This is a genomic window from Kribbella jejuensis (genome assembly GCF_006715085.1).
Classification (GTDB): Bacteria; Actinomycetota; Actinomycetes; order Propionibacteriales; family Kribbellaceae; genus Kribbella; species Kribbella jejuensis.
The window spans coordinates 235,414-248,593 of the sequence record NZ_VFMM01000001.1 but is presented as its reverse complement, the minus strand read 5'-3'; the positions used below and the strand labels follow the sequence as shown (position 1 = coordinate 248,593).

The following is a 13,180-nucleotide window of genomic DNA, read 5'->3' as shown; positions in this document are numbered from 1 at the left end:
ATGCTAGGCAGCAGGACCTGACAGCTCGCTGAGTCGGTCAGGAATCAAGAAGCGTAGGTGCGGCTTCGGTTTCTAGGTTTGAGGCATGACAAACCTTCAGAGTGTGGTTCTGGAAGCGGCCGACGTTGCAGCGGCCGAAAAGTTCCTCGGTGACGCCTTCGGGCTGACCGGGCAGGTGCGGGTGCGTTCGGGCGCCGCGGAGACCAGTGGGTTCCGGGCGTTCACGCTGTCGCTCATCGTGGGTCAGCCGAGTACGGTCGACTCGCTGTTCAACTCGGCGGTCGAGGCCGGTGCGAGCGTGATCAAGCCGGTGGCCAAGTCCCTGTGGGGGTACGGCGGTACCGTGCAGGGCCCGGACGGGACGATCTGGAAGATCGCCACGTCGGAGAAGAAGGACACCGGCCCGGCGACCCGGGCGATCGATTCGGTCGCACTGCTGCTCGGCTGCCAGGACGTTGCCGCGAGCAAGAAGTTCTACGTCGAGCAGGGGTTGACGGTGGCGAAGAGCTTCGGGCGCAAGTACGTCGAGTTCGACGGCGACGGCCGGGTGAAGCTCGCGCTCTACGGGCGCAAGGCGCTGGCCAAGGACGCCGGTGTACCGGTGGACGGGACCGGTTCGCACCGGATCACGCTGCTCGCCGACGGCACCACGTTCACCGACCCGGACGGTTTCAGCTGGGAACCGGTTCGCGCGACCTCGAGCCACTGACGCGGCCTTACGATCGACGGATGGATGTCGACGTACGGACTGTGGGCCCGCGCCGGTTGGCGGCGGTACGACGAGAGGTTGCGGCGGGCGAAGTCGGCTCGGCCTGGCGCCCGGCGCTGGACCTGGTCTGGGACTTCGTCCGCACGCAGCCGGGCCTGTGGACCGACGGCCACAACGTCTTCGTGTACCACCATCGCCCCGGCGCGCCGCTGCTCTGCGAGTTCGGCGTCGAGGTGACGCGGACCTTCGACGCGGCCGGCGAGGTGTGCCCGACGCAGACGCCGGGCGGCGAGGTCGCGGTCGCCGTTCACCGCGGCTCGTACGACCTGACCGAGGCCTACGACGCGATGACCCGCTGGATGGCCTCGAACCACCGCGAATCCGCGGGATGTACGTGGGAGATCTACGGCGACCCGACGCCCGACCCCGCGGGCACCGAGACGACCGTCGTGCACCTGTTGGAGCCTATGCGCCCGCAGCGGTGACGATGGCGTCGGTGGCGAAGCCGGCCAGGAGGCCGAGCAGGATGCAGCAGGTGGTGAGCTCCTTGAGGCCGGCCTTGCGGGCCACGGAGAGCAACTCGATCACGACGTACAGGATCGAGCCGGCGGCGAGGCCGAGGAACGCGATCGACATCGAGTCGTTGACGAACCGCTGGCCGACCAGGGTTCCGACGAAGGTCGGGCCGCCGCCGATCAGGCCGAGGAGTGCGAGCGTCGTCCAGCTCGGCCGTTCACCGGCCGCCGCGAGCGGTGCGACGATCCCGAAGCCCTCGGTGGCGTTGTGCAGGGCGAAGCCGATGATCAGCAGCACCGCGAGCGACACCTCACCGGTGGCGGCGGAGTTGCCGATCGCCAGACCTTCGGCGAAGTTGTGCAGCCCGATCCCGGTCGCGATCATCAGTGCCAGCCCGGCCGCGGCGGACTTGGCCTGCGGCTTCAGCGCGGGATCGCCGGTGGAGGCGGCGCCGGGACCGATGCTCGACGCGGTCGCACGGCGGCGCGCGGTCCAGCGGTCGTAGTACACGAGCCCGAGCAGCCCGATCGCCAGTCCGGCAGCGAGGACGAGGCCGTTGCCGAGCGACGTACCCCAGTGCTTGCCGGCCAGCGCCTCGTCGATCGGCTCCCACGCGTGCGTCAGGACGTCCCAGAACAGGAAGACCAGGATGCCGATCGCGAGCGCGTTCAGCCCCGCCTTGAGTCGCGGCGCCGGAGCCCGCAACCGGCCGATCGGGAGCCCGAGGTAAATGGTGAAGCCGGCGATCGCACCGAGCACGGCGACCTGGGAGCTGGACATGAAGGACTCCGAGACGTGGTTGAACACCCAATTACAGGATGGAGGGTAGGAGAGGCAAGGCTGACCTAACAACCCCTGAGCGATGGGAACTTCGTCACTCGGCGGAGTCTGAGAGCCCGCTGAAACCTACCTACCAGTACGAGTGTCTTGCTGTTACGGTGCTGACACGGTCCGAAAACATCAAGTCCTTACTTTTCTGGTCAGCTATCCGTTGCCCAGTGAGGAGTAAGGCATGGCGCAGACCAGACGTCAGTTTCTGCAGCAGGTCGGGATCACCGGTGGGGCCGGTGTGCTGTACTCCACGATGTCGGCGCTCGGCCTGACGAGCGTGGCCGACACCCCCGCGTACGCCGCGCCGTCGCGGGTCGAGCTGAACGGGCGGAACAAGCACGTCGTGATCCTCGGCGCCGGCATCGCCGGTCTCACCTCGGCGTACGAGCTGCTCAAGGCCGGCTACAAAGTGACGTTGCTCGAGGCCCGCAACCGCCCGGGTGGCCGGAACTGGACGGTCCGCGGCGGGACGGTCGAGACCGACCTGGCCGGGAACACGCAGCGGGCGACCTTCTCGCCCGGCCAGTACATGAATGCCGGCCCGGCCCGATTGCCGCAGCATCACGTCACGCTGGACTACTGCCGCGAGCTCGGCGTGGCGATCGAGCCGTTCGTCAACCAGAACGCGGACGCATATCTGTACCGCGAGGGCAACACAGCCCTTTCCAACAAGCCGATCCGGCACCGGACCGCGAAAGCCGACGTGTACGGGTACGTCGCCGAGCTCCTCGCGACCGCCACCGACCAAGGCGCCCTCGACGCACTGCTGACGGAGACCGACAAGCAGGCGTTGATCAGCTTCCTGAGCAGCTTCGGATCGATCGGCAACAAGGCGTCCGGTTTCGCCTACACCGGCACGGACGGCCGCCGCGGTTACACCGTCGAGCCCGGCGCCGGTCTCGAGGGCGGTACGACGGCCGCGCCGTACGCGCTGAGCGACGTCTTCGCCAGCGGTGTCGGCAACTACTTCTCGTTCGAGTTCGGCTGGGACCAGGCGATGATGATGTTCCAGCCGGTCGGTGGGATGGACCGGATCCCGTACGCGTTCGAGCGCGCGATCGGCAAGGAGAAGATCAGGTACGGCGCCGAGGTGACCGCCCTGCGGAACACCGGCGCGGGCGTCGAGGTGACGTACAAGACCGGCACCCGATCCCGGGTGATCACCGCGGACTACGCGATCTGCGCCCTGCCGCCGCACCTGGCCGCGAAGGTCCCGTCCAACCTGCCCGCGGCGATCACGGAGGCGCTCAAGTACGCGCGGCCGACGAACGCGGGCAAGATCGGCATCGAGTACGGTCGGCGGTGGTGGGAGGAGGACCACCGGATCTACGGCGGCATCACCAACAGCAGCCTGGACACGGTCAACACCTGGTATCCGTCGTACAACTTCCACGGCGAACGCGGGACGGTCATCGGCTACTACAACACCGGCACCAATGCGAACACGTACGGCGCGCTGACGCCCGCGGCGCGGCTGCAGCGGGCACTGATGCAGGGCGCGAAGATGCACGGCGACGTGTACACGAAGGACGTGAAGGCCTCGTTCTCGGTGAACTGGCTGGGTACGAAGTACTCCGAGGGGTCCTGGGTCAGCTGGCCGTCGCAGACCGACGGGATCTACGCGCGGCTGCTCGATGCCACCGGCAACATCTACTTCGCCGGCGACCACCTGTCGCATGCGATCGCCTGGCAGCACGGCGCGATGACGTCGGCGCGGGCGACCGTGACCGCGCTGCACAGCCGGGTGGTGGCGGGCCGATGAAGACACGCTTGATCGCCGGAGTTGTCGCGCTGGTCGTCTCGTTCACGGCCGGCGCAGGTACGGCGGCGGGCTGGTGGGACCGGCCGAAGCCGCCGCGACCGGGGACCGTCGTCCCCGCGCTGCCGGCCGGTCAGTCGAATCCGCTGATCGCGACCGGTGTCGGTATCGGCGCGAACACGCCGGTCTACAAGACGAGCGGGATCGGCCCGTCGGCCTTGAACACGGGTGCCCCGGCCGGCAGCGAGGCGTCGTACGTCGACACCGCGATCTTCCCCGGCGGCAACTTGCCCGCGGGCGTCACGATCACCGAAGCCCAAGGAATCAACGTACTGCGGCGCATCGGCGAGAACCTGGCCGCGGTCGGCCTGTCGTACGCCGACGTCTATACGATGCGCGTCTTCCTGCAGAATCCGACCGGTGCGGCAACCGCCGACTTCGCCGGCTGGAACCGCGCGTACCGCCAGTACTTCGCGAACACCGACCTCAGCACCGGCGCGTACGTGCCGGTCCCGCTGGGGACGGCGCCACCGGCGAAACCGTTCGTGGTGAACAAGGCCCGTCCGTCGCGTTTCGCCTTGGAGATCGAGAACCTGCCGGTCAGCGGCTGGCTGGTTGAGGTCGAGGTCGACGCTGCCTACCCGGCTCGGTAGCGATCGCCGTGGCGGCCAGGACAGTTGTGGTGGTGAGGGTCAGCCAGACAGTGGCCTCGCTGCGGGCGGCGAGGGTGGTGATGACGGCGGGGGAGACGGCGAGGCTGAAGCCGGTCGAGAGCTGGAAGCGGGCCAGGGCGCGGCCTAGGAGCTGAGGCGGCGTTTCCGCGGCGACGAGAGCGGTGGCGCTGCCGGCGTACATGACTTCGCCTAGCGTGCAGAGGATGGAGACAGCGGCGACGGCGGGGGCCCGCCATCCCGGGGCCAGCGACGTCGCGGCCAGGAAGCCCAGGTAGGACACGGCCAGTACGACGCCTGCGAAGGCGAGCACGGTGCGCCGGGAGAAGCGCGACATCGCGATGGTGACCGGGACCTGCAGGGTGACGACGAGAACCGTGTTGGCGACGAAGATCGCCGCCGACCATGCGGGGGAGGCGTGCAGTTGGGTCACGATGACCACCGGGATCGCGATCTCCGGGACGCTCAGGCAGAAGACGTAGATGACGTTGGCCGCGAGGAGCGTGAGCATCGGGGGCGCGTCGGTCGGGACTGCGCCTTTCGTCGGAGGCGCCTGGACGTGGACCGACCACGCCAGGGCGGCGGCGACCAGGTAGGCGAGCCCGGTCGCGGCCGCCATCGCATGGAGCGCGGTGGGGCCGCCTGCCAGGCAGGCCGTGGCGAGGAGTGCGCCGACGCCGAGCGCTGCGTTGCGGAGGGAACGGCCGGCCGCGAGGGCGGCGTCGCGGTCGCGGCCTTGGGCGACTGTGGCGACGAGAGCTGCGTGGGCGGCCGGCCACGCTTGGTTGCCGATGCCAAGGAAGAGCACCGCGGCCGCGAACAGCCAGACCTGTCCGGGCCGCGTGGCCAGCAGCAGCGCCACACCGACGACCCGGATCAGCATGGAGGCCGCGACGACCGTACTGCGGGCGCCCCGGTCCAGCCAGCGGCCGACGCCGGGCATGCATACCAGTGCGACGACGACGCCGGCCGTCATCGCGATCCCGGTGGCGGTCGCGGACAGCCGCAGTACGGTCACGCCGTACAGGAGCAGGAAGGGCCGGAGCAGGCCGGTGCCGAGCGCGTCGACGGTCAGCGCAACGGCGTACCGGGGCCCGCCGGAGGCGCGGACGAGGGCTTGCGCCGTGAGTTTGGTCATGGAGCCAACGGTGCGTTCGTACGGCGGGCGCACCACGACAGTTGACGGTCTTCGTCAACTGTCGTGGGTGGTGCTGGGCGGGCCAGCAACAATGAGGACATGACGTTGCGGATCGACCTCGGCGGGTCCTCGCCCGAACGGTTGCGGTTCGCCGCGTCGCCGCTGGCCGAGCTGACGGCGATGCTGCACGCGCTGGCCGAACCGGGGCATCATCCTCAACTTGCCGGCTGGGCGGCCGACGTCTGGGCCGGGCTGCGGCCGGAGCTGGCCGAGCGGCTGCGCGAGGCGGAGTTCCTCTGGCGTTCGTCGCGGGCGGACTTCTTGGTACCGGCTCGTCCGCGGGCGACGCTCGCCGAGGAACTGGACGACGTGGACCGGATCGACGACGAGACCTATGTGACCGCGGCGCTCGTCACCACGTGCGGCAGCAACCGCGTCCACTTCGGTACGCCGTCACCGCTCGTCGACGCCTCGGCGCGCGATCGGGCGCTGGACCTCGCGCAGGCTCGTGGTGCTCTTCAGGAGGCGTTCGCGGAACGGCTGCTCGCCGATCCGGCAGCCGTGCGGGCGCGGGTACGCGAGACTCTCTCGCAATGCGCCGAGGCCTTCTTCGACGCGGCCTGGGCGGGCGTCGCCGTACAGCTGGCGACCGATCTGCGGGTGAAGAACGACCTGCTGAAACGCCAGGGAATCGGTGCGGCCCTCGCCGCGGTCTCGAGCGCGGTGGCCCTCGACGGCAACTCGATCATCGTCGACAAGCTCCAGGACAACGCGACCACCGGCGCGGGCGTCACCTTTCTTCCGACCGTCTTCGGCCGTCCGCACCTGGTCGCGGTCCACGCGCCAGGCTGGCAACCAGTCGTCCAGTACCCCGTCGCCGAGCCCGCTCCCTCGGTCTCCTTGGAAACGATCACGCTGAGGCTGGAGGCCCTCGCCCACCCCGTCCGCCTACGCCTCCTCCGCACCCTCGCCCGAGGCCCCCACACCACCGGCGAACTCGCCGCCGCCTGGGACCTGACCCCACCCGAAGTCTCCCGCCATCTCACAGTCCTCCGCCAAGCCGGCCTCCTAACCTCCCAACGCCAGGGCCGCTACGTCCGCTACACCCTCAACCTCCCCGACCTCACATCCCTCGGCCCAGACCTACTATCCGCCGTACTCCGATAGTGCAGCCGAACCGATCCGCTCGTGTCGGTGTGGACGGACAACAACTCCAACGGCGTAGGAGCCTCGCCAACGGCGAGCGGCGGCCCGTCCATCACCGAGGGCGTACCCAGCCCACCGATCAGCGCAGGTAGGACCGTCAGGTACAGCTCGTCGATCAGGCCCGCTCTGAGCAACACACCGTTCAACCCGCCGCCCGCAGTCGACAACACACAGGTGATCCCCAGCTCGCTCTTCATCAACTCCAGCGCCTGCCACAGATCAACCCGGTCGTCACCGGCGACGAGATAGCAGATCCGTTCGCGCCGCAGATACCCGAGATAGTCGGCCGGCGTCGACCGCGAGACCAGTACCAGCGGATCCCAGTCGGCATGCTTCTCTGTCCACCGAACCCGGCCCCGGCTGTCGACCACCGTGAACCACATGTGCGGCGGCGACAGCTGACGGGTGATTTCCGCCGGAAGGAAGTGCCCGTCGAGGACACCGTCGTGCGGTGGCAGCTCGGCCGGATCCTCGGCCACCAGGCTGCCGCTGCCCTCCAGGATTGCGTTGCAGCCGTACTGGCGGCGCACTACCTCGAGCACATCCACCGGGTCGGACGCCTGCGGTTTCATCGCTGCCCACAAGTCCGAACTCGGTTGGTGCATCAGCAGTGCGTCGCGTGCGAACGCGACCTTTCCGTCAGCACTGGCCTCGACGCTGACCACCACCCGCGGTCGCTCCGGCATCGTCGTCTCCCTCGGCTCGCTGGGCGACAAGGTCTACCAGTCGGCACCGACAGGATTCAGCGGAGCGCGTCCTGGGTGGCTTCTTGGCGGACGGTTTGGAGGGTGGGGTGGAGGGTGGGGAGGGGGACCGAGGCCAGGGCGAGGCGGAGGGCTTGGGGGATTGTGGGGGTGGCGGCGAAGGGGGCGGCAGTGGAGGTGGCGATGCCTTTGGTGGCGAGGGTTGTGGTGATGCGGTCGGGGCGGGCGTCCTGGGGGAGGGGGAGCCAGATCACGTACGACGACGGGTGGCTCAGGTACGGCAGGCTGTCGAGGACCTCCGCGGCGATCGATTGGCGGAGGCGGGCGTCTTCGCGCTTCTGCTGCTCGAGGCGCGCGACGGTGCCGTCGTTCAGCCAATTGGTTGCGATGGTTGCGGTGATGGCCGGCGTGTGCCAGGTTGTTGCGCGGATGACGCGCTCCAGCGCGGGAATCATCGTCGAGGGTGCGGCGACGAAGCCGATCCGGAGACCCGGCGCGACACTCTTCGACAGGCCCGAGACGTAGACGGTGCGGTCGGGGGCGAACTCGGCCACCGGCGGCGGGGCGTCCTCGACGAGGTAGGCGTACGACGCGTCCTCGACGATCGTCAGGTCGTACTGCGTGGCGATCGAGGCGAGACGTTCGCGCTGGAACTCGTCGTACACCCAGCCGAGCGGGTTGTGCAGCGTCGGCATCGCGTACACGCCACGGACCCGGCGTCGGCGGCACAGCTGGTCGAGCGCATCCAGATCAGGGCCGCTCGCCGGCAGCGGGGCAAGCTCCAGTCCGAGAGTGCGCGCGAGAACGAGGAAGCCGGGGTAGGTGACGGCGTCGACCGCGATCACGTCGCCGGGTTGGAAGAGTGCCATCGCGGTGACGGCCAGTCCTTGTTGGGCGCCGTTGGTGATCAGCACGCGTTCCGGGCCGACGCTTAGTCCGCGGCGCGCTAGGTGATCGGCGACAGCGGCGCGGTCCTGGGCGCGGCCGAGGTGCGGTTGGTACCGCAGGAGCGATTCCAGGTCACCGGCGCCCGCGAGCTCTCGGAGTGCCTGGCGGAGCAGTTCGGCCTGGCCGGGGACCGACGGTGCGTTGAAGTTCAGGTCGATCGCATCGGCGGCCACCGCGCGCTGGTCGGTCCCTTCGGCCGTTGTCGCGGCGAGATCGCGGACGAACGTGCCGCGGCCCTGCTCGGAGCTGACGAGTCCCATCGCCTCGAGTTCGGCGTACACCCGCGAGGCCGTGACGATCGCGATCCCTTCGTTCACCGCCAGCTGGCGGTGCGTCGCGAGCCGATGCCCGGCCGCCAACCGTCCGCTGCGAATCTCGGCGGCCAGCGAGTCGACGACCGCCTTGTACTTCGGCACTCTCACGCCGCGATTGTATCCAGGACAATTCTTCGACTGTCATGCATGAATCCGCCTAGCCTGACATCCATGCACACCGCGATTCTGACCTTCGACGGCTACAACGAACTCGACTCGCTGATCGCCCTCGGCATCCTGAACCGGGTCAGCGCACCCGGCTGGCGGGTGTCGATCGCGAGCCCCACACCCCGTGTCCGATCGATGAACGGTGTCACCATCGACGCGATGATCGACCTGGACGAGGCCTGCGAGGCCGACGCGGTGATCGTCGGCAGCGGCCGGAAGACCCGCGAGGTCGTCGAGGACCCAGCCATCATGGCGACCTTGGGCCGCCTCGATCCGGACCGCCAGTTACTGGCCGCGCAATGCTCCGGAACGCTCGTCCTGGCCAAGCTCGGCCACCTGGACGGCGTACCCGCCTGCACCGATCTGACCTCCAAGCCCTGGGTCCTGGCCGCGGGCGTTGAGGTCCTCAACCAGCCGTTCTTTGCCCGCGGCAACCTTGCGACCGCGGGCGGCTGTCTCGCGTCGTCCTACTTGGCCGCATGGACGATCACCAAGCTGCACACTGCCGAGGCTGCGCACGACGCCATGCACTACGTGGCCCCGGTCGGCGAGAAGGACGAGTACGTCGCAATGGCACTCCGCGCGGTCGGTCCGTACCTGTCCGAGGTCCACGTGTAGAAACCTCAGATGCTCGCCCAGGATCAGCGCACCACCCGTCGGTACCTCCGGCCCGGTCGATAGCTCGGGGTGCATGGCGTGTCACGGCTTGTATAGCGAGTAGCCTTGACGGTTGAACTGGCGGACGGCTTGGGTACGGGGACGGATGTTGATTGCGGAGCGGTACCGGCTGGGGGAGTCCCTCGGGCGTGGTGGGATGGGAGAGGTCTTCCGGGCCACCGACGAGTTGCTCGGTCGTGAGGTCGCGGTCAAGCTGATGCTGCGGTCCGGCCAGGACCCCGCCGCCGCCGAACGGTTCCAGCGCGAGGCGCGGGCCGCCGCGCGGCTGAGCGACGCGCACATCGTCGCGGTCTACGACTTCGGGCAGGACGACGACAACTTCTATCTCGTGATGGAGTTGGTCGAGGGCCGTTCGGTCGCTCGGGAGGTCGATGACGACGGCCCGCTGCCCTGGGAGCGGGCGGTCGAGATCATCGAGCAGGCGGCGGCCGGTCTCGCGGTCGCGCACGCGGAGAACGTCGTTCATCGCGACATCAAGCCCAGCAACCTGATGGTGTCCGCGGACGGCGTCGTGAAGGTCGCGGACTTCGGCATCGCCGTACTGCCGGGCGCCGAGACCCACGAGCTGACGATGACCGGACAGATCCTCGGCAGCCCGTACTACCTGTCCCCTGAGCGCGCCCGCGGTCTCAAGGGCGGCCCGGAGTCCGACGTGTACGCGCTGGGCTGCGTGCTGTACCAGCTCATCACGGGCCGGCCGCCGTTCATGGGCGACCACCCGACCGCGGTGCTGTACCAGCACGTCGACGCCGAGCCCGTCCCGCCCAGCCGGCTGCGCCCGGAGCTGGCGGGCCCGTTCGAGGGCCTGCTGCTGCGGATGCTCGCGAAGGACCCGGCGGAGCGCCCGACCGCCGCGGACCTGACCAATGTCCGCGCGGCCGCCGACCGGTTCGCCGCCACGGCACCGGTCGTGACCCAGCCGCTCGTCGCACCGATCCCGGCCCCGGAACGCCCGGCCCCGAAGTCCAACAGGCCGATCGTGATCACCGCGCTCGCCCTGCTGGCCGTCGCGGCCGCGGTGACGACCGGCGTCGTACTGCACAACACCGGCAACAACACTCCACCGACCGTCGACATCGGCCCCCGACCGAGCACCACCGGTACGCCGACCACGACACCGACGACCGAACCCTCCAGCACCACGACGACGAGCCAGCCCACCCGGCGTACGACGAACACCCCGTCGTCCACGCCGACCTCAACGCCGAGCACCACCCCCACCACGACGCCGACCGCCACGCCGACGACCACTCCGACAACCACACCGTCGTCGACGCCGACCACAACGCCGACGAGGACACCGTCCTCACCGACCCCGTCGCGTACGCCGACCTCCACACCGCCGACGACCACGTCGACTCCGACGGGTTCGACGACCCCACCACCGTCGAACCTGCCGACCCCCTGAGGCAAACGTAAACGCCTGATAAGGTTTCGCACAGGGAACGTGACACCGGGAGGGCATGCGGCGAACGAGGCACCGTCGATGGTCCGCGGCCCGTACCGCAAGGGTGTCCAGCGACGGGAACGGATCATCCGGACCGCGGCCGACGTGTTCGGCGAGCTCGGGTATCTCGGCGGCTCGCTGCGCGCGATCGCCGACCGGGTCGGCGCGTCGCCCGCGACCCTGATCCAGTACTTCGGCAGCAAAGAGGGCCTGCTGACCGCCGTACTCGAGGACTGGACGGCGCAGACCAAGCGCTCCTCGATGCCCGAGGACGTCCGCGGGCTCGCGTACTTCCGGCAGATGCGCGGGCTGATGGAGTTTCACGTCGAGCACCGCGGCCGGCTCGAACTGTTCATCACGCTGGCCGCAGAGGCCACCAACCCGGGTCACCCGGCGCGCGACTTCATCCAGCAGCGCTACCTGACCGGCCGCGAACTGTGGACCGGCAAGCTCCGCGAGGCGGTCGAGGACGGCGAGATCGCCCCTCTCACCGACGCCCAGATCGACGCCGAGATCCGCACCCTGGTCGCCGTCCTCGACGGCCTCGAGCTCCAGTGGCTACTGGGCGCCGACATCGACCTCCCCGACCTGGTCGCCACCTACCTCGACCGAGCCATCACCCGCTGGACCACCTGACCCGAGTCCGGATCCGGACAGCCCGCGGTGGGACATTGACAGAGTTCTGTTACCGGTAACAAGATGCTGGCCATGCCGGTTGTTACCGGTAACAGTCTTGTCGGTGAGGAAGGAAGACAATGCCCACATCAGGTGTTCGCGGCCCGGTGCGGATGACGCGCCGCGGGCTGCTCGGGCTGGCGGCGGCGTCGGCGGGAGTGGTCGCGTCCGGCCCGTTGCTGACCGGTTGTGGCCAGGACTCGGCCAAGGGCGGCGGATCCACCTCGCTGACCTTCATGAACCAGTCCCGCGGTCAGGTCAAGGCCCTCGAGAAGCTGGTCGGGAGGTACGAGCAGCAGACCGGCGTCCGGGTGACGGTCGACAGCCCCGGCCCGGCGAACTTCCCGGCGAAGCTGCAGGCGAAGTCGCAGTCCGGCGACATGCCGGACATCTACTCGACGCTGACGCTGCCGGAGATGATCCCGTACTACAAGGCCGGCTGGGCGATGAACCTGCGACCGAAGCTGACCGGGGACTGGAAGGCGAACTTCTCGCCGATCGCGCTGGACCTCACCACGGTGAAGGCCGGTACGGTCAATGGACTCGACGCCGGCATCTACTCGGCCCACTGGGAGATCCAGACCATGGGTCTGCTGCTGAACACCAAGACGTTCGAGTCGGCCGGGGTCGGCCCGAACACCCCACCGACCGACACCGCCGCGTGGATCGAGCAGTTGAAGAAGGTCTCGGCCAAGACCGGCAACGGTGCGTTCCTGATGGCCGCGTCGCTCGCCGACCGATTCCTGCTGAGCCACGCATCGAACTGGCTGACCGACGCCGAGATCGACGCGACCCTCGCGGGCAAGGCGAGCTGGACGTCGGACGGCTGGCGCAACGGCCTGAAGTTGCTGGCCGACCTGCGCGACGCCGGTCTGATCGTCAACAAAACGCTTCCCGGCGGGGATGGCGACAACCCGACGGTGGAGAAGGGCTTCTTCAACGTCCAGGACACACCGGCGATCTTCGACGCGTCAGTCGCGATCGGTGTCGCCCGGGCGACCGCCCCGGACTTCACCGACTACGTCTCGATGGGGATCCCGAAGGCCACCGGCGGCACGCGGAAGCCAAGGGTGTACGGCGGCGTCGGCAAGGGCGCGTGCATCAACCCGAAAGGCAAGAACGTCGACGCGGCGGTCAAGTTCGTCCAATGGCTGACCGAACCCGAGCAGGCGAAGGTGTTCGTCGACGTGGTCGGGCTGATCCCGGCGAACCCGAAGGTCGCCGCGACTGACCTGCCGCCGCAGGTCGCCGGTTTCGCCTCCCTTGCCGACGCCATCGAGATCGCTCCGAGCCCGTTCAGCAGCGATGCCCGGACGGCGCTGATCAGCGGCGTCCAAAGCCTCGTGCTGAAGGAGAAGACCGTGGACCAGGTGCTCGGCGAGATGGACGCGGCCCAGAAGAGGGCCAAGTGACCGT

The 13,180-nt window shown here is 68.9% G+C and carries 13 protein-coding genes; 9 read left to right on the top strand and 4 right to left on the bottom strand.

From position 1 onward, the window contains the following. The first annotated feature begins 85 nt into the window (after window positions 1-85). Window positions 86-709, top strand: coding sequence for a VOC family protein (locus FB475_RS01230; RefSeq protein WP_141851701.1), 624 nt, complete (start codon window positions 86-88; stop codon window positions 707-709). Window positions 710-729: 20 nt separating this feature from the next. Continuing rightward, a complete protein-coding gene (locus FB475_RS01225) occupies window positions 730-1,194 on the top strand; it encodes a GyrI-like domain-containing protein (RefSeq protein WP_141851699.1) in 465 nt (154 codons plus the stop codon). On the opposite strand, the gene FB475_RS01220 is transcribed toward FB475_RS01225, so the two are convergent. Further along, window positions 1,175-2,005 carry a ZIP family metal transporter gene (locus FB475_RS01220; RefSeq protein WP_141851697.1) on the bottom strand — a complete coding sequence of 277 codons (831 nt, stop codon included), beginning with the start codon at window positions 2,003-2,005 and terminating at the stop codon, window positions 1,175-1,177. The two genes, FB475_RS01225 and FB475_RS01220, sit on opposite strands and share 20 nt — an antisense overlap. Window positions 2,006-2,237: 232 nt before the next feature. Between FB475_RS01220 and FB475_RS01215 the strand changes: the two genes are divergently transcribed. Further along, window positions 2,238-3,818 carry a flavin monoamine oxidase family protein gene (locus FB475_RS01215; protein ID WP_141851695.1) on the top strand — a complete coding sequence of 527 codons (1,581 nt, stop codon included), beginning with the start codon at window positions 2,238-2,240 and terminating at the stop codon, window positions 3,816-3,818. Further along, a complete protein-coding gene (locus FB475_RS01210) occupies window positions 3,815-4,468 on the top strand; it encodes a Rid family hydrolase (RefSeq protein WP_141851693.1) in 654 nt (217 codons plus the stop codon). The genes FB475_RS01215 and FB475_RS01210 overlap by 4 nt, the downstream gene beginning before the upstream one ends. On the opposite strand, the gene FB475_RS01205 is transcribed toward FB475_RS01210, so the two are convergent. Then, window positions 4,416-5,624 (bottom strand): MFS transporter, encoded by a 1,209-nt coding sequence (locus FB475_RS01205; protein ID WP_141851691.1) that lies wholly within the window; start codon window positions 5,622-5,624, stop codon window positions 4,416-4,418. The two genes, FB475_RS01210 and FB475_RS01205, sit on opposite strands and share 53 nt — an antisense overlap. Before the next feature lie 99 nt (window positions 5,625-5,723). Here FB475_RS01205 and FB475_RS01200 point away from each other — a divergent pair, with 99 nt between their 5' ends. Further along, entirely contained in the window at window positions 5,724-6,791 is a 1,068-nt protein-coding gene (locus tag FB475_RS01200) for a DUF5937 family protein (RefSeq protein WP_141851688.1), read from the top strand. On the opposite strand, the gene FB475_RS01195 is transcribed toward FB475_RS01200, so the two are convergent. Both FB475_RS01195 and FB475_RS01190 read right to left on the bottom strand, forming a co-directional pair. Continuing rightward, window positions 6,725-7,516 carry a RibD family protein gene (locus tag FB475_RS01195; protein ID WP_141851686.1) on the bottom strand — a complete coding sequence of 264 codons (792 nt, stop codon included), beginning with the start codon at window positions 7,514-7,516 and terminating at the stop codon, window positions 6,725-6,727. The two genes, FB475_RS01200 and FB475_RS01195, sit on opposite strands and share 67 nt — an antisense overlap. Before the next feature lie 56 nt (window positions 7,517-7,572). After that, the gene (locus tag FB475_RS01190) at window positions 7,573-8,904 is read right to left on the bottom strand and encodes an aminotransferase-like domain-containing protein (RefSeq protein WP_141851679.1); all 1,332 of its coding nucleotides are present in this window, start codon (window positions 8,902-8,904) and stop codon (window positions 7,573-7,575) included. A gap of 63 nt (window positions 8,905-8,967) precedes the next feature. Between FB475_RS01190 and FB475_RS01185 the strand changes: the two genes are divergently transcribed. The 4 genes from FB475_RS01185 to FB475_RS01170 all read left to right on the top strand — a co-directional run bounded on the left by FB475_RS01185 (window position 8,968) and on the right by FB475_RS01170 (window position 13,176). Next, entirely contained in the window at window positions 8,968-9,582 is a 615-nt protein-coding gene (locus tag FB475_RS01185; protein ID WP_141851676.1) for a DJ-1/PfpI family protein, read from the top strand. 145 nt (window positions 9,583-9,727) lie between these two features. Continuing rightward, a complete protein-coding gene (locus FB475_RS01180; protein WP_141851674.1) occupies window positions 9,728-11,050 on the top strand; it encodes a serine/threonine-protein kinase in 1,323 nt (440 codons plus the stop codon). Between the two features lie 39 nt (window positions 11,051-11,089). Then, on the top strand, window positions 11,090-11,725 hold the full coding sequence (locus FB475_RS01175) for a TetR/AcrR family transcriptional regulator (RefSeq protein ID WP_202878225.1): 636 nt from the start codon (window positions 11,090-11,092) through the stop codon (window positions 11,723-11,725). Between the two features lie 119 nt (window positions 11,726-11,844). Beyond that, the gene (locus tag FB475_RS01170) at window positions 11,845-13,176 is read left to right on the top strand and encodes an ABC transporter substrate-binding protein (protein WP_141851672.1); all 1,332 of its coding nucleotides are present in this window, start codon (window positions 11,845-11,847) and stop codon (window positions 13,174-13,176) included. Window positions 13,177-13,180: the final 4 nt, after the last annotated feature.